Below are 21,120 nucleotides of genomic sequence, written 5' to 3' on the forward strand. Positions count from 1 at the left end.
GGCCCAGCGCGCATAGTCAGCTAAGGAAGACAACCAGATGGTAGAGATCACTGGCAGACCTAGGTTTCGCCATTGCGCTGCGCCTGCGCATCCTTACCTGCCCACTCAGCCTTGCCAGCGGCGATTGCCTGCGCCGCGCAATCTCGCTTCACTGTGCCTTCCCAACCGGCCTTATAGCCCGTTGTGGACTGACTGATGGGCTTGTAGTCGAAGTCTTGTGTGAATTTCACGCGAGCCATTATTGCCTCCTACGCGATTGACGGGTCACGCAGCGTGTAAAGCAGCGCTGATACTGCGCTGGCAGATCGCCGCGTTCAAAATATCCATCAGGATCTTGATTATGGTTCTTGTAAAGACAGCCAATCAACACGCTGGCCGATACCCTTACCAAATTCGGTATCTCTGAAGCAGCTGCAAGCAAGTAGTTGTCGCCTGACTTGAGCTATCTCGCCACCGATTTTGAAGCTGCGTTCAGCCGCAAGACGAGCAGCCCATCATCCTCTGTTCCCATTGGCAGAATAAGGAGGGATGATTTAAGTTTCGCAAGAGTGGCAAAGTGCAAGGCGATGGTTACTCGTTCGCTGAAGAAGCGCTAACACGCGCCAGCAGATACGAATTGACTTCCTTTGTCCGCGCAAACAGACGAGAAAATTCTTTCTCCAGAATTCCTCGACCATGCTCACGATTTCAGCACTGAAGGTTTTACCAGCCAAAACAATCATCTGATGACCGACTTTCGCCGTCTCAACTCCCTCTGGCGGCGGCGCTCGTTCTGCGCCTCTGCCCAACTGAAGTCCCGGAGGTCGTCATCAAACCCGCAAACCGGCTTGCTTTCTTCTGGTCGCCAAACTTCGATGTTAAACCTTTTATCCTCGATTTCTGGGTGATTTGTAAAGGCCGCATCAATTGCATTTCCGTTATGCTGCGCAGGCTTGCGGTCAAACTCTCGTAAAATACCTTCGATTGCCGCCGTCTTTCGCCAATCCCCGAGCTGTCGGCTGATCCCTTCGACCTGTCGGCACCACTTTGCGAAGGCCTGGCCGCCGGCCTCCGATCGCGCCCAGGCCCATAGCGCGCGGCGCTGCAACTCGTTTGGCACCAGCTTCATCAGTTCCATGGATGCCTGCCAAATGCCCATGTCGTTCGTGGTATTGCGCACCTTGGCCGGGTCGAGCCAGGCCCAATTGGCCGCGTGTTTGTCTTCCGAGGACCAGCCATTCATGTCGGCGGTATCATGGACATAGCCATGGTTCATCGCCTTCACCCCCGCCGGCCGTGCTGTGTTCGGCAGCTTCCGGTCAACTTCGGCCGCCTTCACGAAAATCTCGATAATCTCTGCCTTCTTCATGTGCTCATCCTTCTGTCGTCTTGGAGATCGGGTTGACTGTTGCCGAAAAACCGACAGGCCCTTTCCCAGATCAAGCCGACCAGCGCGGCCCGCTTGCTCGTTATGCCATCCAGGCCAAGGCACCAGAGCTGCAGCCGGCCGACTGGCACCTGGTCGAAAAACGAAAAAAACCGGTCCAGGTCGTTTTCCATCAACGCCGGGTGGTTTTTCTTGAATGCGAGAATGATGTCGCTCGTCGCCCATAACGCCGTCTCGTCTAGGGCGGCGCGATTGTCGGCGGTCTCAACCAGAGTCATGATCACAAAGCGCGCATGCGCCTCTCCATGGCGACGCCGGATGCGATCCACCGAGGCCACTGCCCGCGTCTGGCCAGGCTTCGGCATCACATTCTTCGGCACGATCTCAACCTCGAATTCGGATAGGATAGCCTCGACTTCGGGATACACCGTCATGCCTTGGCCCTCCGTTCCACTTCAATCAGCCGCGCTTTACCGCGCTGCTTCACGAACGGTCGCAGCTCTTGAAATACCGCATCTGCGGCTACCTGCGCCGCCGCCATCGCGCCATCCCTGACGAGCGACCCATTGATATAGGCAATAATAGCCTCGCCCGCTGCGGCCTTTGCCTCCGACCGAGTGGGATAAACGATTGGGTGACCGCCCTTCCCCTTCAGGATCTCGTTGTCGCATTTATGGGCCTTGCGGAACCAGGCGATGAAGCCCCCAGCGACAGCCTGAGCCCCGATTGCGAATTCGTTCATCAAAACAACTCCCTTGAGTTTTGCGCCTGCTTGAACCCCGGCCCGTAGCTGGTGGACTTGCCATCCCAAGCGATCTCTTTTCGCCTTGGGAATTCGCTTTCGCGCGACAGAGACAGGATGATATCGGCCTTGCCGGTGACGCGGTTCATGGCGTCTTCCCAGACCGGGTAATCGTCGGAGTGTTCAGCCGGCTCCATGCCAGCGACGATCGGGCGGGACTGGAAGACGATCAGGACTTGATCCGCGTCCTTATCCATGTTGCCGACCAGATCGCGATAGGTAGGACGCCGGTTCATGGCGGCGCTCAGGCGTTCCTTGATGGTCCGGCCCTGGTAATCCTGAAAGGTCGATTTCTTCAGGTGGGTGAGCGCAATGATCGGAATGTCGTGCTTCTGGGCCATGTCCTTGAGGATCGAGGTGGCGCGCTGGCCTTGTTTGAACTCGTCCTCGTATTCCATCTTGCCGGTCCATTGGATCTTGCCGATGTGGTCGAGGAAAAAGGCTTCGATTCCGCGCTCGCCGATCAGCCGGGTGATCTTCTGGTCGATCTGGTCGAGCGTCATGCGCCGGCAGTCGATATCGATGTGCTGGAGGCGCTTCATGTCCTCGCCAGCCCGAAACAGGTCTTCAACCTCCTTGTCACTCACAGAACCGCGCTGCTGGCGCGTCGACGATATCCCCGTGCGCCGGGCCTTCTCCCGCATGATGATCTGCATCCGGCTCATTTCGCCGCTGTTGAGGCCAACCGCTGTCTTTTCGGCGATATTGAACATGCACTGCATGGCAAGCGCCGTCTTGCCCTGCTTGACCCCGCCGCCGATGATGATCAGCTGTTTCTTCTGCCAGGGTCCGGTCAGCGAGGTGATTTCGGGAATGCCCGGATCGATGCCGACAGGCGTTGCTCCCCTGACCGCGTCATTGGTGCGGTCAAGGCTCATGTCGATGGCATCCGCAAGCGTCTCTTGCGGATCGTTACGGCTGTCGATTGCCGACACGATGGCCGTCAGCCGGTCACGGCATTCCTTGATCTGGTCAACGAATTGCAGTTCGTCTTCCGCCAGGGATCCGGCTTCATGGGCATCCTCGCCGATGATCATGGCCTGCCGGCGGTGATAGTAGCCGGTGATGGCATCTGCGAAATCAGCAACATTCACCACCGAAACCGCTTCGGCAAACAGACGCACGAGGTATTGGGGAATGCTCATGTCGCCGACTTTCGCCGCAGCCGCGTCCGGCGCCATGAACGATCTGACGGTGATCGGGTTCATGCTCTTCCCGGCGGTCCGCCCGCGCAGCATCGCATCATAAATCTGCTGATGCAGACGCTCCCCGAAGTGATCGGAATGGAAGGATGCAGGTATTGCCGCTATCGCCGCATTGTTCAGCATCACGGCACCGAGCAGCGCTTGTTCGGCTTCAATATTGACGGGGGTTGGGTTCGGTTGGTAGCTGTTCATGCCGCTACCCCGGCGCGTTCGTTGCGCTGCTGCAAGAAGCCTTGGAAAGCCGGGCGGTACCTGCCTGCATGGATTTCGGCACCGCGCCAGCAGATAGCAATGGCCGCCGCCTCACCCGCATTGTGCGCAACAGTCTTGCGGCTCGGAAGAACGATGCCTTCCCGCTCGCATTGCGCGACAACCGCCTCTTTCCAAAGGTTCTCGACCTTCTCCATGCGACCCTTGGCGTCGGGCTTTGCGAGCTTGGTGATCTTCTGCGGCGGCTTGAAGCCCGCCCCATAGAACATCTTGCGCCAGGTCGCCGACGATATGGTCCCCCAGGGAATACCGAAATTCGCAATAGTCGAGAGCACAGCACCATGCAGCATACAGGAAACAACGGTCGCCATCGTGCCGCCCGGGCTCATCTTCAGCGCCGTTTCCATGATCACAAAATCAGGCCTGTGCTCACGGATCAGCGCCGTGACCTTAAGGCCCATCTGGTCGGCGCAATATTCGATTGAGGCCTTAGCCGGGAATTCCAGTACCCCGCATATGATCGAAGACGGATGCTTTTTGCTGTCGAAAACTGCCCATCCGGCGGTCTTACTCGTATCAAACGCCAAAACCTTCATCGTAATCACCTTGGAAAAGAAACGCCCCGATCCGCGATGGTCCGCGAGACAACGTCTATCGCTGGGACCGGGGCCAGTCGGGCGCCCGCTTGGGAGGTCAGAGCGCCGGGGGGAAAGGTCAGTGCATCGTTTCTGCATCGGGAAACGGGTCGTCATCAGATGCCGGCTCTTCCTTGGAGGCAGCGGCCTCGATCCGGGCCATGATATCGGGGATCTCGGTCTCGTATTCCTGCTTTCCGGCGTCATAGGAGGCGAGCCAGAGCTTATCGTCTGCGGACCCGGCATCGTAGCCGGACACCCGGTCAAGGTTCAGCAGACCGGCCTTGTAGCCCTTCGCCTGGATCAGTTGCTCACGATCGACCCGGTCGGCCTGGGCCAGCAAATCGCCGCCGCTTGTCGCGGGGATCAGGCCGAGCCATTCGAGGTTTTCCCGATCCGATTTCAAGCGATCGACGGGCTTCTGATCATCTTCGCCGAAATGCGCCTTGAGGTAATGATCGAATTTCTGACCGGTGAAGGTCGGATCGGCTGCCTTGGCCACCTTGCGGTTCGCCGTCTTTTCCGCCGCCGCCTCACGCCGCTTGGTCTCAGAGGCCAGCTCTTTGCGGAAATGATAAGCGAACAGCTTCTGCCGTTCGGATTCGTTGAGCTTCGTGTTACTGCCGGCCGTCGCCATGATCAGCTTCCTTCTGTTGAGTGGATGATTTTGACAGCTCGGGCAGCTTCGATTTTTGCCACCAGAGCCTCAACTTCATGATCCAAATCTCCAACGCGAACATTCCCGTACCTCGCCTTCTCCGCCTGGATTTCGTTCTGCAATTCCGCGACCTTTCAGGCGCAATAATCGAGGTAGGCTTTGCGGACCCGGGAGAAGAAAGTGCCGGCCTGCTTGGTTTCGCCTGATATCAGCCGCTTGAAACTGCGCGGCGTCATCCCGGTCCAGCCAGCGCACTCTTCGAGCGCCCTGCCCTCGTCTCCCCATCCCTCCACGCGGCGCTTGAAAAGCTTTCACGCGTAAGCCCGTGTCTCGTCGTCCAGGCTCAATGCATCTACTACTGACATTGCTTTCGACCCTGTCTTTTGGGTTGCCACCACTTAGTGAGTTTTCGTCCACTTCATGTCTCGCGCCTCTGCTACGTTGGGGACGTAGCGAGGTGCTGCACACGAAGCAGGTGGATGAGGAACCGCGCGGAATGCTTGAAGGCGATAGCCGCCCACCCTCCGCTTCTCCTCAGACCGAAGGGGTTCGGTTCCGGTGCTTGAGAAATTTGCAAAAAGAGATGAGGAGCGGCAGCGTGGTGAGAATCCAACCGGCCAGACTGGCGATGATCGAAACAGCGCTCATCTCTGGCGCCTTTCCACGTAGCGGCATTCCCATGCACGCGGCCAGCGAACATAGCCTTCGACCGCATGCTGTGCGTCAAGATCGACCATTGCCGACGACAGGTCAGGCTCGGTCGGGCCGCGCAGAGAGGTGTTCATCATGCCGGCACCTCCGACATGAAGTCGTCAGCTGTGACGGCACCGCCGGTCGCGGTCCTAATCTTCGCGATGAGATCAATCCGCGGCGTGCGCTCGCCGCGAATAATGCGGGTGATCGTGGACGGCGCCACGTCGATTCTGGTGGCAAAAGCCACCGGCTTGATATCGTTGTCGCGGAGATAGGTTTCGAGCTTCATGCATAGTAATTTGCCATATGGCATATTTTTGTCAACTGGCAATTTGCCATTTGGCTATGGTATTTTTTGCCAAATGGAAAATAGCTAGGCCATGGCAAACAGAATTCGTGAAATCCGAAAGCAGAAGAACGTCACGCTGGAAGAACTGGCGGAGTTGACGGGCATCTCCCACACCCATCTTTCGCGCATCCAGGGCGGCTTGCGCGGGCTTAGCCTGGAGAACGTCATCAAGATTGCCAGGGCACTTAAAGTGGAGCCTGTAGAGATCACCGACGAGTTCGATCACGAGGACCTCGCCCACGCCGGAGATATGCCAGCGTCCATGTTTACGCGGCCACGCGAGGGCGATATAGAGAATCTAACGATTGTGTCAGGCGCCGGCGGCGGCGGCCTGTTGTCCGTCCAGTATCGCGAGGATGGCACCCTGGTCGATCCGGCTATGACTGATGGCTTCTGGAGCTTCCCTGATAGCATTAAGGCAGGCTGGAGAAATCTTGATCATATCAAGGCTCTCCCGGTAATTGGCGACAGCATGGAGCCAACGCTTGCCAAAGGCTCGACTGTGTTCGTCGATACCGGGCACACGCATCCGAACCCGGAAGATATCTATGCCTGCGATTTCGGCGACGGGCTGGTGATCAAGCGTCTTAAGCTGATACCGCGCAGCGAGCACATCCTGATTATCTCTGACAATCATGAGCGCTACGGCGATCCCGATGAGCTGCGGCGGGAAGATGTCGTGGTCTACGGTCGCGTCGTTGCTTGGTTTCAGTGGAGAGGTTGAATGTTCGCATTTATGGCCGCATGGCCGACCTGGTCGATCTATGCCCTCGTCGGAGGCCTGTTTGGCCTGTGCGGCGGACTGATAGGCGCCTTACTGTTTCAGCGCCATCCCAAGATTGCTGGAGGTTTGGCTATCGTTTGCGCTGCTATATCAGGACAAGTCACTGACCGTTTCGTGATGCCACAGATCACAAACGACCTCGCAAACGCTGATTTGCCAAAGAAAATTGACGACGTGACAACAATGAACAAGGTCGAGATCGAAAAACATAAGGTTCGATATTTGTTTTCGGTCGATCCCAGCGTTCATGTCGTTTCAGGCGACGAATTAAGATCCAAGATCTTGCCCTCGGCATGTGCATATTGGAAACCAAAATTCGCATCGGGAGAGTTTCAGTCTGCCGAATATGCATACAGCTTCGCGGATGGATCAGCAAAATTCTTGCTGACACAGGATAACTGCAAATGATTTTGCCTCAATCAATAACCGGGCGCCTTTGGTTTTTCATAGTCACTGGTGCGATCTGGCTCACGGCACTCTCAGCTACCAGGTCGATTTTGGGCCTCGGCAACTAAAATGCTCTTGGAATAAGCTGTTAAAATTTTTCTTTTCAAGGCGATCCAACCCTTCCAATTACTCCTCTCAGAGCAAGAGCCTTTTAAACAAAGAACCCTTTAGAAATTCAGCTTTATAGATTGGACCCGCAGATCTGCGACCCTACTAACCCGCAGATTTGCGACCCTAACCGAAATCGAACGGCAGACGAATCGAATAGCTGTTTGATTTTCGATGCTGCCTGAAAACAATCAAAACGCCCTCGCTTTCAAGCTCGGCAACCGCCCGTAAAACCTTGTCTTCGGACATGGCTAGCCGCTTGGCAATCTCCTTGATCCCATACCAGCAACATTGGTCATTTCCGTTCATTCGCTTGGCAAGCCAATAGCCGACGCGAAATGCGCGGTCCGATAGCGCGTCCATCTCACAGATGAAATCAAGCCACTTTCTGCGCTTGTCATAGAAGGCTGCGGCCGCTTGGCCGTCGTCGGTTTTCTTCAGCATGCCTTCTTGTGCCATACAGCAAAAATATTTGCCATATGGCATTTTGCCGCTTGTCAATTTATTTGCCATGTGGCACATTTTCTTCATTAACAGCGACACGAAGAAGCGAAAGCTGATCTGTCGCGGATCTGGATGGGGAAATCCAATGGCATTTGTGACGCGCTTTACGATCCAGCGGATCAACGACCGGTACCAGACCGAATTCTACATGAACGCCGACCAATGGTCGCAAGACGAGGCGGATGCTGAAGAATTTCGCACGGCAGCCAAGGCCCAGCGCCGCGCTGATCGCGTCGGCGGCGAGGTCTGCGAATACCAGCGGCCCGCCACATGGCTTGAAGCTGAGATGGCCGCCCGTCAATTCCAATTTCTCGACGCTGCGGAGTGATGCCCATGCAAGACAACATGCAAACCTATCGCCAGTTCCTCAACGCACAGCAGCTTGCCGAACGGCTTCTTACGAAGCACGTCACGGAAGCTTCCGAGGGGCAGGAAAACGAGTTCTATGCCGAATATGTTGGAAAGGCATTCCACGACCTCGCAGCAAGCCTCGGCTATCGCGTCGAGCCTGCTGAATTGCTCCAGCGCGTTGAGGCGGTCAGCTAATGGTGGCGCATCTCGACAATATCGAACGCCTTTTCGATGCAGTGAAGAACCTTCGAGACGAGCGCAGCAAGATGCAGAAGCTGCCCGATAGAGCCTTGCACGCCAATGGTCCAAAGGCCACCCAAAAGGCAAATGTCGATCTAAATTGGCAAGCCTTTCACATCAACAGGGTGGAGCATTCCCTCCACACTATCGCTGTTGATTGCGGTTACGCCGATGTCCGTGAAGAAAGCCATTACCGCAAGTACCGCGTCAGGCTGACCGGACTCCACGACTATGAGGTTGTTCCGATGAAACCGAGAGGTCTCCATACGGGCAGCATCAGAGACGAGGAAGTTTCCGATGCCTGATATCGACGCCAAGATCGCCGATCTCAACGCCAAGGTATCCGTTGCTCAAAAGGCCAGACACCGGCAGTTTCTGGGCATCCTCTCTTTCAAGCTGCTGATCGCATTCTGCGGGCTTCTGACAATCCTTCATCATGTCGATCAGCAACACAAGCGGCTCGATCTCATCCACCTAGAACAGGTGGCGTCATGAGCAAAGTAATCGATCCTGTTGGAACCGCGGAACACATCAGCGAGACCGCCGCCCGGGTTCTGGAACAGACGAAACATGCCATGGAGGCGAAGAAAATGGAAAATGCAATTCAAGTTCATACGCCGCATCAGATCGCAGCTGCACAGGTGGCGCGTACCGTCACCCCAATGGAAATGCTCGACCGGGCGGCCTCCTCTGGCGCCGGGGTCGAAACCCTCACCCAACCCATGGCACTGCGAAGCAAATGGTGATTGCCCAATCTGAGACCGGCGCCAAAAGCTTCATGGTGATGGAATACTGCCAGCCTTTTTCGATCAAAGGCCTCGGCCAATGGTTCCGGAAGAGATACGAAGAGGCTGGCCTGACGCACTGTTCAGCTCATGGGCTGAGAAAGGCAGGAGCAACGATCGCAGCGGAGAACGGCGCGACTGAGGAGCAGTTGAAAGCGATATTCGGATGGGAGAACGCGAAGGAGGCAAATCTCTATACGCGGAAGGCTCGACAAAAGCTGATTGCCAGCGGGACTATGTCGCTCTTAAACTTCGGCGAGAGCGTGAATATCCACATAGGGAAAAGTACACCAAATTCCGGGTGTAATGATAAGAACCAAAATACCAAGTAAAATCAAAGGAAATGGAGGCCTCGCCCGGAATCGAACCGGGGTGCAAGGATTTGCAGTCCTCTGCGTAACCACTCCGCCACGAGGCCATTCCATAACTTAAAAGCGTGTGGTGACGGGCATTTAGAACGGATCGAAAAGAAGCGCAAGAGGAATTTCCGAAAAACCTCGTTCTAAAATTTCTGAAACTATATTCGAGCCGGGTTCCGCAGGAATAATGAGACAGAAAGTCTAAAATTGCCTCCAGTTCGGCATACCCTGTGCAGAAACGATGGAGCCACACATCATCCTTGACTCTTCATTGACAAGAACATAACAAGAACAATATAGCGTATCGATACGCTGACAGCCTGCTTTCACAGGAGATCTTCGATATGTGCTCAAAGTCTGGTTCCCCGGAAGCCGACCGGATTGCTCATCTTATTGAATGGCACGACGGCGATGCAAGAGCCGCCATCGCCACGCTCTTGGACGATGTGCATCATTTGCGTCAGCAATTGGCAATTGCGTCAAATGCAATCAGTCTTGGTTATACGAGAGGATGGGTACCAATCGATGAGGTGAACTGTATGAGGGATATCATCGGCGGCACCATACCACCCATCGCCATGGCAGATCATGACGCGACTGCATAATCCCTCAAACCGGTGACGGTTAAAAATTACGCAACAAATACAGAGCGTTACGGCGTATTTTGTGCGTTTGTCCTTTCAGGAAAGCCGGGACTCCACTTTCCCCAAGACAAATTCTAGGCCTTCAGCTTGTAGCCGGTGCGGAACATCCAGGTCAGCACAGCAAGGCAGAGGGTCAGGAACAGGCCGATCATCGCCAGACTGATCAGTGGATTGATATCCGCCTCCCCGAAGAAGCTCCAACGGAAACCACTCACCAGGTAGAAGACCGGGTTTAAGTGACTGATCATCTGCCAGACAGGTGGCAAAGCGTTGATCGAGTAGAATGTCCCACCCAGAAAGGTCAGCGGCGGGATGACCAGCATCGGCACCATGCTCAATTGTTCGAAATTCTTCGCCCATATGCCGATGATGAAACCCGCCATGCTGAAGGACATCGCCGTTAAAGCCATAAAGACCAGCATCAGCACCGGATGATCCACCCGGATATCGACGAACAGCGTCGATGTGGCCAGAATGATCAGGCCGACGATCATCCCCTTGGTGGTCGCCGCCCCGACATAGCCCAGCAGAACCTCACCCAACGAAATCGGCGCCGAGAGAATTTCATAGATGGTACCGGTGAATTTGGGAAAATAGATGCCATTGGCGCCATTGGATATGCATTGCGAAATCAGCGTCAGCATGATCAGTCCCGGCGTAATGAACCCGCCATATCCCACCGCAGTTCCGGTCTGCATTTTCGTGCCAATCGCCGCACCGAACACGATGAAATAAAGTGCGGTCGACACGACAGGAGAAATCAGGCTCTGCATCAGGGTGCGGCGCATCCGTTGCATTTCGGCCCGGTAGATGGCCCAGACTGCGGTATAATTCATGATTTCCCCCCGGTCAGCGAAACGAAAATATCCTCGAGCGAGGTTTGCCTGGTGGAGATGTCGACCACAGCGATGCTGGAGGTTTCCAACGCCGTCAAAAGCGCCATCAAGGCGCCGGGCGTTGCCTGCGGCTCATAATCGTAAACGATCTGGCGACCTTCGCCCGCGAGGCTGAGGCGCCATTCGTCCAGCCGCCCCGGCAGGCTTTTCAGCGGCTCGGCCAGGTCCAGGATCATCTGCTTGCGGCCAAGCTTGCGCATCAGCGCCACCTTGTCCTCCACCAGCAGCACCTCACCCTGGTTGATGATGCCGATCCGGTCGGCAATCTCCTCGGCCTCCTCGATATAATGGGTGGTGAGAATGATGGTGACGCCCCGGCTGCGCAGATCGCGCACCAGGTTCCACATATCGCGGCGGAGCGCGACGTCGACCCCCGCCGTCGGTTCATCCAGAAACAGCACGCGCGGCTCATGGGACAGCGCCTTGGCGATCAGCACCCGGCGCTTCATGCCGCCGGAAAGCTCCCGCAGCACCGCATCGCGCTTTTCCCAGAGCGACAGGGATTTCAATATTCCCTCAAGATAGGCTGGATCGGCCTTGCGCCCATGCAGACCGCGCGAAAAGGCCACAGTATTCCACACAGTCTCAAACTGATCCGTGGTCAGTTCCTGCGGCACGAGGCCAATCAGCGCCCGGGTCTGGCGAAAATCCTGAACGACATCGTAACCATCAACAACAACCGTTCCAGATGTGGGATTGACGATGCCGCATATGATGGAAATCAGCGTGGTTTTGCCCGCGCCATTGGGGCCGAGCAGAGCGAGGATCTCGCCCTCCTCGATCTCCAGCGACACATCCTTCAATGCCGAAAAACCGGTGGAATAGGTCTTGGTGAGGGACTTGATCGATACGATAGACGCCATGCTTGCAGACAATCCTGAACGTCCGCCTCCTGGACTGTCGAGACAATGCGACAACACGGACCTTGCCATGCGCCCCACCGGTCTCCACTCCCGGAAACGGACTATGTGCAACAGAGGCGCCTATATAGCACGGCTCCTTGAACCGGCCACCGCTATAGGAGAAATCTTTTGTAAAAGAACACATCCACACATATGCAAATGGTCGCAATAGACACGGTTTCGTCGGCCTGGCTTGGCCAGGTAGAGATATTGATCGGCCGCATGCAGGTCATAGTCGAAGACCACACGCCCACCCACTTCCGTCACCCCGATGGAAACCGTGACCGTCACATGACCACTGTTCAGGATCACCTGTCTGTGTGAGAGATCGAGATGAAATCTGTCACAAGCTGTTTAGCGCTTAAATCCGTCATTCCTTAAATCCGAATAGATTTAAGGAATGACGCAGAATATAGAAAGTGTTGCAGCGCCGCCTATAAAAAAACGCACTGGTCTGTAATATCAAGACGACGTTTCTGATGCACCTTCATCTTCATATTAGGTAGGAAGATCAGGCTGCGGCTTGGTTTCTCTTGCGCCCGGCGCGGATCTGCACCAGCGTATCGAGGTTCTGATTGACCCGGCAGTAGAATTCTTCGTCGATGAACGGGCGCAGCATGAAATCATTGCCGCCGACCTTCAGGAAACGCGCAGACAGCAAACGGTCCGACGAGGACGACACGCCGATGATCCGCAGTTCATGCGAGCCGCGCACAGCCCGAATGCGCCGCGTCAGTTCAAATCCATCGATGTCAGGCATGTTATAGTCGGTCACGACCAGACCGATATCGGCATTGCTCTTCAGCAGTTGCAGGGCCGTGGCACCGTTATCCGCGGTGCTGACCCGGAAATTGTAGCGCTTCAAGCGGCTCGACAGCAAAGCGCGCGCCGTCGGGCTGTCATCGACGATCAGCACGTGGTGATTGTGATTGGTGAGAAAGCGGCAGACGGACTCAATCAGCATTTCAACCGCGAAGATATTGTCCTTGAGGATATAGTCGACAATGTCCTTCGCCAAAAGCTTTTCACGGGTTTTCTCGTGGAACGTGCTGGTAAAGACAACAGTTGGAATATTCAGATCGGTCAGATATTCCAAAGCCTCGCCATTTTCGGCGCCAGGCAGGTTGATATTGGAGATTGCCAATGTAACAGGCTCGTCGGAAAGCTCGTTTGCGGCCATCAAATCTTCATAGGTACGGCAGATTTCCGCATCAATATTGAAAATCTCTTTCAAACGTTGCGTGATCATGGATGTAAAGACATTGGAGTCTTCTGCGACGATAATACGTGCGTCCGGAAATTTTTCGCCGGAATATTGCATTCCTGAAACGCCAAGATAGGTCATGACACGCCTTTGAACAAGAGATCTTGCCGCAATATAGACATGACCGATTGCTGAAATATTAATCGAAACGGGGCGTTATACCTTCTATGCTTAATAAGAACAAAAAGGCGGCCCAGAGGTGGCCGCCTTTTTGGATAGATTCAGCGCGTCGTCTATCGACGGCATGTTTCAAACATTGCCATCCGTCCTGTGTTCAGAAAACAGCAACTATTTCCAAACGCCACTTCAAGCAATATCTGGTTCCATTTTACCACTCTCAAGCCCTGAGAGCGGCATTATCAGGATCGAACGGGCTTTCGCCCACAACCACCGCGTCATAGAGATCGCCGAGGATCTTGATCTTCAGCTTGGTGCCTTCAGTTGCATAGCCGGGTTGCAGCATGGCGAGCGCGATGGATTTGCCGATGCGCCATCCATAGGTGCCATTGGTTGCACGCCCGACCAGATCGCCCGTTTCATTGTAGATCGCTTCCGAGCCGCGAGCATCGACATCCGCCACGCCTTCAACAACCAGGGTGGCGAAATTCCATTTCAGACCCTTTTCCTTATAGGCAACCAGAGCCTCCTTGCCGATAAAGTCCTTATCGAGCTTGATGAAACGGTCGAGCGCCGATTCATAGGCGTTGTATTCGATCGACATTTCCCTCGGGATCAGGCGATAGGATTTCTCGACCGACATCGACAGCATGGCGCGGATGCCGAAAGGCTTGATGTCGAATTCGGCACCGGCCTCCATCAGCTTGTCGAAAATATAGGCCTGCATCTCGATGGGGTGATGCAATTCCCAACCCAGTTCCCCGACAAAATTGACGCGCAGCGCATGGGCGCTCGCCACGCCAACCGAGATTTCCTTGCCGGTCAGCCAGGGGAAATCCTTGTTCTCAAGGCTGGTACGGGTCAGTTTCTGCAAGACCTGCCGTGACTTCGGCCCGGCCAGAACCAGTACGCCGAGCTTCTGGGTGATCTGCTGAAGCTTGACCGACCCATCGGTCGGAGCCAGCTTGCGCAGATAATCATGGTCATGGGCCTCGTAAGCGCCAGCCGACACCAGATAGAACCGGTTCGGAGCCCATTCATAAACCGTGAATTCAGCACGGACGCCGCCATGCTGCGTCAGCATGTGGCACAGCGCGATACGGCCGCGCTTCTTCGGGATGGCATTGGCAAACAGGCTGTCCAGCCAGGCCCGGGCACCGGGACCGGACACTTCCATCTTGGCGAAGGCCGACATGTCGAGCACGCCGACATGCTCGTTGACATGCTTCACCTCATTGCCGACATGCTCGAAATAGTTTGAGCGGCGGAACGACCATTTTTCCACCACGCGACCATCTTCGGTCGGGGCTGCATAATTGTGGTTGGTGATGACATCGACGCCAACGCCAAGCTCGTTCTTGGGCACTTCATAGCCTTCAGGCGCAAACCAGTTGGCGCGCTCCCAACCATAGACGGAGCCGAAGACGGCACCCATCTTTTTCAACCGGTCATAGACCGGCGTGGTTTTCAGCGGACGGGCGGCAGCGCGCTCCTCATCCGGGTAATGCATGGTGAAGACATTGGCATAGGCTTCTTCGTTCTTGGCGATCAGATAGCCTTCTGTCGCATAAGGACCGAAGCGGCGCGGATCGGCGCCCATCATGTCGAGGGTGGATTCGCCATCGACGATCCATTCCGCCAATTGCCAACCGGCACCGCCAGCCGCGGTGATGCCAAAGGAATGGCCCTCATTCAGCCAGAAATTCTTCAATCCCGGCGCAGGACCGACAATCGGATTTCCGTCCGGCGTATAGGCGATAGCGCCGTTATAAACTTTCTTGATGCCGACTTCGCCAAAGGCCGGCACACGCACCATGGCCGTCTCGATATGTGGCATCAGACGGTCGAGTTCTTCCTGGAACAGTTCGTATTCACTCTCGTCGGATGGGCCATCGACATAACAGACCGGCGCGCCCACTTCGTAAGGCCCAAGCAACAGACCGCCATTTTCCTCGCGCATGTACCAGGCGCTGTCGGCCTCGCGCAGCACGCCCATTTCCGGCAGGCCCTTGGCCTTGCGTTCAACAATGGCCGGATGCGGCTCGGTGACGATATACTGGTGCTCAACCGGAATGACCGGAATATTGATGCCCACCATTTCGCCGGTCTTGCGGGCAAAATTGCCGGTGCAGGAGATCACGTGTTCGGCGGTGATCTCACCCTTGTCGGTGGTGATCTTCCACAAGCCATCCGGCTGACACTCGATGGACGTCACGGTCGTGTTGCGGTAGATGGTGGCACCCCGGTCGCGGGCGCCCTTGGCCAGCGCCTGGGTCAGGTCGGCGGGCTGGATGTAGCCATCGTCGGGATGCTGGATGGCGCCAAGCAGGCCTTCCGTTTCACACAGCGGCCAGATTTCCTTGACCTGTTCAGGCGTCAGGATGTTGACCTTGACGCCAATGGTTTCGGCAATCCCGGCATAATACATGAACTCGTCCCAGCGATCCTTGCTGCGGGCGAGACGGATATTGGAGACCTTGCTGAAACCGACATTCATGCCGGTCTCTTCCTGAAGTTCCTGATAGAACTTCACCGAGTATTTGTGGATCTGGCCGACCGAATAGCTCATGTTAAACAGCGGCAGCAGACCGGCGGCGTGCCATGTCGAGCCTGAGGTCAGCTCCTTGCGCTCGATCAGCACGCTATCGCTCCAGCCCTTCCTGGCCAAGTGATAGAGCGTGGAAACGCCGACGACGCCACCACCGATCACCACGGCCCGTGCATGAGATTTGATCGACATGGAATTTCCCCTGTTCTGCTGCGAGCGCAAGGCGCAAACGACCGGATGACGCCGCAAGATTGATCCCGCGACTATGATAAAGACCCGCTTCCCTGTGCCGCCCGTTTGCGACATGGGCATGGGCTGGCGCGACCTGCGGATAAAAACTGCTGATGTAACGATCCTTGATCAATCGCAAATCGCCAAACGCAGAGCAAGCCCTCGTCCTAAGCCCTATCATAGACATGCTTTATTGCGGTATCAGGAAGACCAGCTTGCAATCCGGACGGTCGCAGGGCCGGTAGTTGAACTGGCGAAATCGCAACCTGCCTCGATCCGGGGAAACCAGTTCACGTTCTCCGCCTTCGCGATCCAGCACCGTCTGCTCCCGCCACCCCTGCGCAAAGAGCGGACTGTCGCGCTGTAGCTGTTCAATCAGCGCACGGACCGTCGCATCGCGCAATGCATGACTGTAATCGGCGCGAAATTCGGCCAGTACCCGTAATGCGCGCATTTCCCAATCGACAATGATCTCGCGGGCGCCAGGATTGAGAAATACATAACGCAGCAGGTTTTTATCCTTGCTGTGCTCCCCAAGCCAATCAGGAAACAGGGATGCGGCTGCGGAATTGAAACAGCAGGCATTCCAGTTGCGGTCAAGCGCATAGGCTGGATGCTGCACCATGCTGACAGCCGTCACCAGGGACGCTGGCACATCGTCAATGGCGTCTCCCTCTTCCTCGTCGGGGTCGCGCCGGGATGCCAGTTCAAACAGATAGGCACGTTCGGCCCGGGTCAATTCCAGGGCCCGCGCCAGCCTCGCCAAGGCCTGCGGCGAGGCCTGAACCTGGCGCCCCTGCTCTATCCAGGCACACCATGTGGCGCTGATGCCCGCTCGTTCGGCCAGTTCCTCGCGCCTCAGGCCCGGCGTGCGCCGCCGTCCGATCCGGTCCGGCACCAATTTTTCACGATGGGTGCGCACGAACTCACCCAGCAAACGTCTCTGTTCTACATCCAGCATGGCAGCATTTATAACAGGATAACTGCTCCTCTTGTAACAGCATATTGTTGGCGTCATGCTGTTTACACCAGGCGACATCACCATGCCCCTTGGTCTTCTTATGGCGACGATCTCAAGCCTTTGGCCTCTTCGAGAGAGTCACAATTCCACTCACCGAGGATGCCTCCCCATCTTCGATGCCTTGATACGATACGGACAGTTCATGCAGCGGGACCTGAGCGGATTGCCAGGAACAAAGAAGGATGCGCTACACTCCAGACATGGAGTTGCAACGCTGAATTTCAAGCGTTTCATGATCTGAACCGGGATAAACCAGCTTAACAGGAACAGTTACATGCCAACAGCAACCAGCGAGAAAAATAGAGTGAACGAAAATCACGACCACCACGTGCAGCAGAATTTCGGCCCAAGGGCGAGCGCCTATGTGGAAAGCGCCGTCCACGCTTCCGGCGCCGATCTGGTTCGCCTGGGCGACATCGCCCGCACTGCCAATGCCAGCCACGGCATCGATCTGGGCTGTGGTGGCGGCCATGTCGCCTATGCGATTGCACCGCATATGACAACCGTGACCGCCATCGATCTTTCCGCCGATATGCTGGCCGCAGTCTCTCAAACCGCAACGGAGCGCGGTTTAACGAATATTGCGACAATCAGGGCTTCAGCCGAGCAATTGCCCTGTGACGATGGTCAGTTCGATTTTCTCGCCTGCCGCTTTTCCGCCCACCACTGGCACGATGTCCATGCCGGCTTGCGACAGGCCCAGCGTGTATTGAAGCCGGGCGCCCCAGCAATCTTCATCGATGTGGTCTCGCCGCCATCGCCATTGCTGAACACGCATCTGCAAGCAGTCGAGTTGCTGCGCGACACCTCGCATGTCAGAAATTATATGCTGAGCGAATGGACACAGATGCTGGGACAGACTGGGTTTGCGATAAAAACCTGTCAGACCAGCAGGCTGCGGATGGATTTCAAGGTTTGGACGGACCGCATGAACACACCGGATGCCATGCGCACCGCCATCCGCCTGTTGCAACAGGATGCCGCTGCCGAGACAAAAGCGCATTTCGAAATTGAACCCGACGGCTCCTTCATGCTCGATGTCGCGCTGTTTGAAACCCACAGGATATGAGGAGCCGGCTCGTCGCAAGCTGATTTGCCTGCGACGAGCAGTTGCCTATCAAGAAGCGGGCGATGGTGGCAGCGGCGCTGCTGCTGCCACGACTTCTTCCGCATCAGCAGCTTCTTCCTTCAGAATCACGCCTTCGGCTTTGAACCTCTCGAAAATCCCCAGTCTCAACTCGTTGCGCACCGCAAGACCGTTCAAGACATCGCCGACAAACACCCGGACTTCAAATTCAAGATCCGCTCCATCAAATTTCTTGAAGACGACGACCGGTTCGGGGGTGCGCAACACGCCGGGTACATCGCTTGCTACCTCTCTCAGCATGCCCATGACATGGCGTGGATCATTGACCGCCTTGGCGGCAATCTCCATATCGATTCGACCCAGCTTATTACGATGGGTCCAGTTACCGACCGAGGCGTTGATCAGCTGCGAATTCGGCACAATGATCGACTGACGCTGAAAGGTTTCGATTTCCGTGGCGCGCACCGAAATACGCCGCACAAAACCTTCACTCGTACCCGTCGCCACCCAGTCGCCGACCTTGAAAGGCCGCTCGAAGAGTAGGATCAGGCCTGAGACAAAGTTGGAAATGATATTCTGCAAGCCAAAACCGATACCGACCGACAAGGCACCGGCAACCAGCGCCAGGCTGGACAGGTTGATACCGGCCGCCGACAGGCCCATGAAACCGGCAACAATCGCGCCGAAATAGCCGACGGAGGTTTTGACAGAATTGCGCACGCCCGGATCGACCTGCGACCGCGCCATGACATTACCGTCAAGCCATTTCTCGAACCAGCGGGTCAGCACGACACCAATCAGGAAAATGGCGATCCCGCTGAAGATGCCGACGATGGAAATGCTGATGCCGCCAACATTGATCTGGATGAACAGATTATAGAACCACGTCTGGATATCCGGCGGCTGGAACCCCCAGGACATCATGATCAGGGGAACGCCGATCACGAAAACGAAGCCGTAGATCAACAATCCGGCGGCAATACCAAACTGGTCGAGGGCGACGGGTCCGAAATTGAAGCGGCGCTGCAGGAAGCGGCCCACGATCGTCTCGGCAAACCGGTCACGCTCGGACACAGCCCGGCCTGAACGAATGCCGATATACATGGTGGCCGCCACGCCCCCCGTCAGGATAAGCTGGCTGGCAACGAACCGGGCCAGGCCAATATAGCCGATCAGGCTGGTGAAGATCAGCCAGACGCCGCAGACCCGAAGAGCGATGGCTGTCCGCTTCGACCATGGACGGCCACCCGTGGCGGCTTCATCCTCGGATTTCGGCAGAAGCGGACGAATGAAGGAAACCCAGAGCAGGATGAGACCGACCAGGCTTGACGACACCACCCCCTTCAACACCGAGAGTTCGACTGGCGATCCCAATGTCTGCGCAATACTGGACAGGCCATAATCGAGACCGTTGATCACCGTCATAGCCACGAAGGCCGCGACCAATTGTCGGCTGCCCCGGTCGGACACATGCACGAGCCGCCATTTCGGCGCCCACGGATTAAACACGGCGATTGCAAGCCGTGACGAGAAAAACACCAGCCAGAACACGCCGAAAAACGACGCGATGATCGGCTCGATGTCCGGCCGCATGACGCTGAAGGTGTCTAGAAAGAAATAACTGGAAATCAGGAAGAAGCTGAAGGCAAAGGACGGCATGATCGTCGCCCAGAAGGCCACTGAAAACCGGCTCATATAGGAGGGGTTTTCCTCCAGCTTGCCCCGCTCGATGATTGGCCCGAGAATCCGCTGAAGAACGAGCCGTAATCCCAACGCCATGGCGAGCGACAGAACCATGGCCGAGACCAGCGAAATTTTCTTGAAGCGCCAGGCGAAACCCGCCCACCCCTCGAGCATATCGGTAAATCGGCTCGCTTCCGTGCCATAGGACAAGGCGGCATCCGTCATACTGTCAACGGAAATGTCCGTATGAGCCAGCAATTGCCGTGTGAACAATTCCCGCCGCACAGCAGTGACCTTGATGGACAAATCACTCGCAGACTTGCTGACTTCGTCGATCCGGTTCAGGACAGAAGCAATCTGTGCTTTCTGGGCATTGAGTTTGTTGCGCTGCTGGGTCACGTCAGCCGCTTCAGCAGGCTGGCCGTCCTTCGGCGGATCACCGAGTTCTTTCAAGCGAGCGGCAATATCATCCTGACGCGGCGAAATCAGCAGCTTCATGCCCTGCAATTGTCCGACAATGTCGTCCAGGCTGGATTTGGCCTCCATCAACTCGCGGTCGTTGTTTCCAGCCTTTTGCGGAATGCTGGCAAGCGAATCGATTTTCTTTTGTAACTGGTCAAGCGTCGCAGGTGCCTTGGCAACCGGATCGTCATCGGCAAAATTACTATCCTGCGCCAGTGCCGTCCCGACAAAACCATGAAGCCCGAAAGAACTTATCCCAACAGCAATCAGCAGGATGATCGGAAATAGCGCTAGAAACTTCTTCAGGCTGTGCAAATCACTGTCCCTTTGTCCGCATCGATTACAGCGCCGCGCATATGACATGCTGCACGAAACCTGCTGTAGCACCCTAAAACTGCTGCATAATCACTTAAACCGCATCCGGTATCAGAAATAATGCAGGACAGTCTGTCAGCTTTATATTGACCTAAACAGACCATCGTTTTTTTGTTTTTGTTTGTCTTTTCAGGAAAACCGGCTTCCGCTTATTTCCCTGACACACTCCAGACGACGTCATGCTGGCCTGCAGCATATTTCAGGCCAATCGATGACCAAACCGCCTTATGCACAAAACAGCACCACATCCAAGCAGGACGGCAGCCCTCAATTGGCGCCATGCATGCGTTCAATACTCGATTCCCGGGACTTTCAAAACAAACAGCAAAAGCAAAAAGCCGCCGGGAAGGTTTCCGGCGGCTAAGCAAAGCTCTAGGAGTTTTAAGGTCACCAG

General features: G+C 55.8%; 27 protein-coding genes and 1 tRNA gene. 11 read left to right on the top strand and 17 right to left on the bottom strand.

The window, feature by feature from the left end:
* Positions 1-59: 59 nt before the first annotated feature.
* The 9 genes from AVCG78_RS08735 to AVCG78_RS08775 form a co-directional block, all read right to left on the bottom strand.
* Positions 60-239: a hypothetical protein gene (locus AVCG78_RS08735; protein ID WP_071205782.1), complete on the bottom strand. Its 180-nt coding sequence runs from the start codon at positions 237-239 to the stop codon at positions 60-62.
* A gap of 479 nt (positions 240-718) precedes the next feature.
* Positions 719-1,348, bottom strand: a complete 630-nt coding sequence (locus AVCG78_RS08740) for a hypothetical protein (protein ID WP_071205780.1) — start codon at positions 1,346-1,348, stop codon at positions 719-721.
* Entirely contained in the window at positions 1,345-1,800 is a 456-nt protein-coding gene (locus AVCG78_RS08745; protein WP_071205779.1) for a hypothetical protein, read from the bottom strand. Before AVCG78_RS08745 ends, AVCG78_RS08740 begins: the two co-directional genes overlap by 4 nt.
* Positions 1,797-2,108 (bottom strand): hypothetical protein, encoded by a 312-nt coding sequence (locus AVCG78_RS08750; protein WP_071205778.1) that lies wholly within the window; start codon positions 2,106-2,108, stop codon positions 1,797-1,799. Before AVCG78_RS08750 ends, AVCG78_RS08745 begins: the two co-directional genes overlap by 4 nt.
* A complete protein-coding gene (locus AVCG78_RS08755; protein WP_071205776.1) occupies positions 2,108-3,565 on the bottom strand; it encodes a DnaB-like helicase C-terminal domain-containing protein in 1,458 nt (485 codons plus the stop codon). The genes AVCG78_RS08750 and AVCG78_RS08755 overlap by 1 nt, the downstream gene beginning before the upstream one ends.
* A complete protein-coding gene (locus AVCG78_RS08760) occupies positions 3,562-4,179 on the bottom strand; it encodes a RuvC family protein (RefSeq protein WP_071585087.1) in 618 nt (205 codons plus the stop codon). The genes AVCG78_RS08755 and AVCG78_RS08760 overlap by 4 nt, the downstream gene beginning before the upstream one ends.
* 118 nt (positions 4,180-4,297) lie before the next feature.
* Complete coding sequence (locus AVCG78_RS08765; protein ID WP_081355473.1) at positions 4,298-4,855, bottom strand: hypothetical protein; 558 nt, start codon at positions 4,853-4,855, stop codon at positions 4,298-4,300.
* A gap of 665 nt (positions 4,856-5,520) precedes the next feature.
* On the bottom strand, positions 5,521-5,664 hold the full coding sequence (locus AVCG78_RS08770) for a hypothetical protein (RefSeq protein WP_156583006.1): 144 nt from the start codon (positions 5,662-5,664) through the stop codon (positions 5,521-5,523).
* Positions 5,661-5,858 (bottom strand): helix-turn-helix domain-containing protein, encoded by a 198-nt coding sequence (locus tag AVCG78_RS08775; RefSeq protein WP_071205770.1) that lies wholly within the window; start codon positions 5,856-5,858, stop codon positions 5,661-5,663. Before AVCG78_RS08775 ends, AVCG78_RS08770 begins: the two co-directional genes overlap by 4 nt.
* Before the next feature lie 91 nt (positions 5,859-5,949).
* Between AVCG78_RS08775 and AVCG78_RS08780 the strand changes: the two genes are divergently transcribed.
* Positions 5,950-6,642: an XRE family transcriptional regulator gene (locus tag AVCG78_RS08780; RefSeq protein ID WP_071205767.1), complete on the top strand. Its 693-nt coding sequence runs from the start codon at positions 5,950-5,952 to the stop codon at positions 6,640-6,642.
* A complete protein-coding gene (locus AVCG78_RS08785) occupies positions 6,643-7,110 on the top strand; it encodes a hypothetical protein (protein WP_071205765.1) in 468 nt (155 codons plus the stop codon).
* 273 nt (positions 7,111-7,383) lie between these two features.
* Here the strand turns inward: AVCG78_RS08785 and AVCG78_RS08790 are convergent, their stop codons facing one another.
* A complete protein-coding gene (locus AVCG78_RS08790; protein ID WP_071205763.1) occupies positions 7,384-7,770 on the bottom strand; it encodes a helix-turn-helix domain-containing protein in 387 nt (128 codons plus the stop codon).
* A 76-nt stretch (positions 7,771-7,846) separates the two neighbouring features.
* Between AVCG78_RS08790 and AVCG78_RS08795 the strand changes: the two genes are divergently transcribed.
* Genes AVCG78_RS08795 through AVCG78_RS08820 form a run of 6 tightly spaced genes read left to right on the top strand, consistent with a single transcriptional unit; the run spans position 7,847 to position 9,469 of the window.
* Positions 7,847-8,089 carry a hypothetical protein gene (locus AVCG78_RS08795; protein ID WP_071205761.1) on the top strand — a complete coding sequence of 81 codons (243 nt, stop codon included), beginning with the start codon at positions 7,847-7,849 and terminating at the stop codon, positions 8,087-8,089.
* 5 nt (positions 8,090-8,094) lie between these two features.
* A complete protein-coding gene (locus tag AVCG78_RS08800; protein WP_139191508.1) occupies positions 8,095-8,307 on the top strand; it encodes a hypothetical protein in 213 nt (70 codons plus the stop codon).
* Positions 8,307-8,657 carry a hypothetical protein gene (locus tag AVCG78_RS08805; RefSeq protein WP_071205757.1) on the top strand — a complete coding sequence of 117 codons (351 nt, stop codon included), beginning with the start codon at positions 8,307-8,309 and terminating at the stop codon, positions 8,655-8,657. The genes AVCG78_RS08800 and AVCG78_RS08805 overlap by 1 nt, the downstream gene beginning before the upstream one ends.
* On the top strand, positions 8,650-8,847 hold the full coding sequence (locus AVCG78_RS08810; RefSeq protein WP_071205756.1) for a hypothetical protein: 198 nt from the start codon (positions 8,650-8,652) through the stop codon (positions 8,845-8,847). Before AVCG78_RS08805 ends, AVCG78_RS08810 begins: the two co-directional genes overlap by 8 nt.
* The gene (locus AVCG78_RS08815) at positions 8,844-9,098 is read left to right on the top strand and encodes a hypothetical protein (RefSeq protein ID WP_071205754.1); all 255 of its coding nucleotides are present in this window, start codon (positions 8,844-8,846) and stop codon (positions 9,096-9,098) included. Before AVCG78_RS08810 ends, AVCG78_RS08815 begins: the two co-directional genes overlap by 4 nt.
* Entirely contained in the window at positions 9,092-9,469 is a 378-nt protein-coding gene (locus tag AVCG78_RS08820) for a tyrosine-type recombinase/integrase (RefSeq protein ID WP_071205752.1), read from the top strand. The genes AVCG78_RS08815 and AVCG78_RS08820 overlap by 7 nt, the downstream gene beginning before the upstream one ends.
* Before the next feature lie 12 nt (positions 9,470-9,481).
* Here AVCG78_RS08820 and AVCG78_RS08825 read toward each other — a convergent pair.
* Positions 9,482-9,555: transfer RNA gene (locus AVCG78_RS08825), tRNA-Cys, on the bottom strand.
* Positions 9,556-9,840: 285 nt separating this feature from the next.
* Here AVCG78_RS08825 and AVCG78_RS08830 point away from each other — a divergent pair.
* Positions 9,841-10,101, top strand: a complete 261-nt coding sequence (locus tag AVCG78_RS08830) for a hypothetical protein (RefSeq protein WP_015916378.1) — start codon at positions 9,841-9,843, stop codon at positions 10,099-10,101.
* A gap of 113 nt (positions 10,102-10,214) precedes the next feature.
* Here AVCG78_RS08830 and AVCG78_RS08835 read toward each other — a convergent pair whose 3' ends face one another.
* The 5 genes from AVCG78_RS08835 to AVCG78_RS08855 form a co-directional block, all read right to left on the bottom strand.
* Positions 10,215-10,976 carry an ABC transporter permease gene (locus AVCG78_RS08835; protein ID WP_015916379.1) on the bottom strand — a complete coding sequence of 254 codons (762 nt, stop codon included), beginning with the start codon at positions 10,974-10,976 and terminating at the stop codon, positions 10,215-10,217.
* A complete protein-coding gene (locus tag AVCG78_RS08840; RefSeq protein ID WP_071205751.1) occupies positions 10,973-11,899 on the bottom strand; it encodes an ABC transporter ATP-binding protein in 927 nt (308 codons plus the stop codon). The genes AVCG78_RS08835 and AVCG78_RS08840 overlap by 4 nt, the downstream gene beginning before the upstream one ends.
* 550 nt (positions 11,900-12,449) lie before the next feature.
* The gene (locus AVCG78_RS08845; protein ID WP_015916382.1) at positions 12,450-13,283 is read right to left on the bottom strand and encodes a response regulator; all 834 of its coding nucleotides are present in this window, start codon (positions 13,281-13,283) and stop codon (positions 12,450-12,452) included.
* A gap of 256 nt (positions 13,284-13,539) precedes the next feature.
* Positions 13,540-16,053 (bottom strand): GcvT family protein, encoded by a 2,514-nt coding sequence (locus tag AVCG78_RS08850; RefSeq protein WP_071205797.1) that lies wholly within the window; start codon positions 16,051-16,053, stop codon positions 13,540-13,542.
* Between the two features lie 235 nt (positions 16,054-16,288).
* Complete coding sequence (locus tag AVCG78_RS08855) at positions 16,289-17,059, bottom strand: helix-turn-helix transcriptional regulator (RefSeq protein ID WP_041696734.1); 771 nt, start codon at positions 17,057-17,059, stop codon at positions 16,289-16,291.
* Between the two features lie 334 nt (positions 17,060-17,393).
* Here AVCG78_RS08855 and AVCG78_RS08860 point away from each other — a divergent pair, with 334 nt between their 5' ends.
* Positions 17,394-18,188 (top strand): class I SAM-dependent methyltransferase, encoded by a 795-nt coding sequence (locus AVCG78_RS08860; protein WP_071205747.1) that lies wholly within the window; start codon positions 17,394-17,396, stop codon positions 18,186-18,188.
* 48 nt (positions 18,189-18,236) lie between these two features.
* On the opposite strand, the gene AVCG78_RS08865 is transcribed toward AVCG78_RS08860, so the two are convergent.
* A complete protein-coding gene (locus AVCG78_RS08865) occupies positions 18,237-20,666 on the bottom strand; it encodes a mechanosensitive ion channel domain-containing protein (protein ID WP_234665184.1) in 2,430 nt (809 codons plus the stop codon).
* A gap of 271 nt (positions 20,667-20,937) precedes the next feature.
* Here AVCG78_RS08865 and AVCG78_RS08870 point away from each other — a divergent pair, with 271 nt between their 5' ends.
* Positions 20,938-21,090 (top strand): hypothetical protein, encoded by a 153-nt coding sequence (locus AVCG78_RS08870; protein ID WP_156583010.1) that lies wholly within the window; start codon positions 20,938-20,940, stop codon positions 21,088-21,090.
* Positions 21,091-21,120: the final 30 nt, after the last annotated feature.

The sequence above is a fragment of the Gillisella vitis genome (assembly GCF_021559775.1).
Lineage (GTDB): Bacteria > Pseudomonadota > Alphaproteobacteria > Rhizobiales > Rhizobiaceae > Allorhizobium > Allorhizobium ampelinum.

Bases quoted from the DNA above. Each gene is read 5' to 3' on its own strand.
- AVCG78_RS08735 (WP_071205782.1), bottom strand. From the start codon at position 239: ATGGCTCGCGTGAAATTCACACAAGACTTCGACTACAAGCCCATCAGT.
- AVCG78_RS08740 (WP_071205780.1), bottom strand. From the start codon at position 1,348: ATGAAGAAGGCAGAGATTATCGAGATTTTCGTGAAGGCGGCCGAAGTT.
- AVCG78_RS08745 (WP_071205779.1), bottom strand. From the start codon at position 1,800: ATGACGGTGTATCCCGAAGTCGAGGCTATCCTATCCGAATTCGAGGTT.
- AVCG78_RS08750 (WP_071205778.1), bottom strand. From the start codon at position 2,108: ATGAACGAATTCGCAATCGGGGCTCAGGCTGTCGCTGGGGGCTTCATC.
- AVCG78_RS08755 (WP_071205776.1), bottom strand. From the start codon at position 3,565: ATGAACAGCTACCAACCGAACCCAACCCCCGTCAATATTGAAGCCGAA.
- AVCG78_RS08760 (WP_071585087.1), bottom strand. From the start codon at position 4,179: ATGAAGGTTTTGGCGTTTGATACGAGTAAGACCGCCGGATGGGCAGTT.
- AVCG78_RS08765 (WP_081355473.1), bottom strand. From the start codon at position 4,855: ATGGCGACGGCCGGCAGTAACACGAAGCTCAACGAATCCGAACGGCAG.
- AVCG78_RS08770 (WP_156583006.1), bottom strand. From the start codon at position 5,664: ATGATGAACACCTCTCTGCGCGGCCCGACCGAGCCTGACCTGTCGTCG.
- AVCG78_RS08775 (WP_071205770.1), bottom strand. From the start codon at position 5,858: ATGAAGCTCGAAACCTATCTCCGCGACAACGATATCAAGCCGGTGGCT.
- AVCG78_RS08780 (WP_071205767.1), top strand. From the start codon at position 5,950: ATGGCAAACAGAATTCGTGAAATCCGAAAGCAGAAGAACGTCACGCTG.
- AVCG78_RS08785 (WP_071205765.1), top strand. From the start codon at position 6,643: ATGTTCGCATTTATGGCCGCATGGCCGACCTGGTCGATCTATGCCCTC.
- AVCG78_RS08790 (WP_071205763.1), bottom strand. From the start codon at position 7,770: ATGGCAAATAAATTGACAAGCGGCAAAATGCCATATGGCAAATATTTT.
- AVCG78_RS08795 (WP_071205761.1), top strand. From the start codon at position 7,847: ATGGCATTTGTGACGCGCTTTACGATCCAGCGGATCAACGACCGGTAC.
- AVCG78_RS08800 (WP_139191508.1), top strand. From the start codon at position 8,095: ATGCAAGACAACATGCAAACCTATCGCCAGTTCCTCAACGCACAGCAG.
- AVCG78_RS08805 (WP_071205757.1), top strand. From the start codon at position 8,307: ATGGTGGCGCATCTCGACAATATCGAACGCCTTTTCGATGCAGTGAAG.
- AVCG78_RS08810 (WP_071205756.1), top strand. From the start codon at position 8,650: ATGCCTGATATCGACGCCAAGATCGCCGATCTCAACGCCAAGGTATCC.
- AVCG78_RS08815 (WP_071205754.1), top strand. From the start codon at position 8,844: ATGAGCAAAGTAATCGATCCTGTTGGAACCGCGGAACACATCAGCGAG.
- AVCG78_RS08820 (WP_071205752.1), top strand. From the start codon at position 9,092: ATGGTGATTGCCCAATCTGAGACCGGCGCCAAAAGCTTCATGGTGATG.
- AVCG78_RS08830 (WP_015916378.1), top strand. From the start codon at position 9,841: ATGTGCTCAAAGTCTGGTTCCCCGGAAGCCGACCGGATTGCTCATCTT.
- AVCG78_RS08835 (WP_015916379.1), bottom strand. From the start codon at position 10,976: ATGAATTATACCGCAGTCTGGGCCATCTACCGGGCCGAAATGCAACGG.
- AVCG78_RS08840 (WP_071205751.1), bottom strand. From the start codon at position 11,899: ATGGCGTCTATCGTATCGATCAAGTCCCTCACCAAGACCTATTCCACC.
- AVCG78_RS08845 (WP_015916382.1), bottom strand. From the start codon at position 13,283: ATGACCTATCTTGGCGTTTCAGGAATGCAATATTCCGGCGAAAAATTT.
- AVCG78_RS08855 (WP_041696734.1), bottom strand. From the start codon at position 17,059: ATGCTGGATGTAGAACAGAGACGTTTGCTGGGTGAGTTCGTGCGCACC.
- AVCG78_RS08860 (WP_071205747.1), top strand. From the start codon at position 17,394: ATGCCAACAGCAACCAGCGAGAAAAATAGAGTGAACGAAAATCACGAC.
- AVCG78_RS08870 (WP_156583010.1), top strand. From the start codon at position 20,938: ATGACCAAACCGCCTTATGCACAAAACAGCACCACATCCAAGCAGGAC.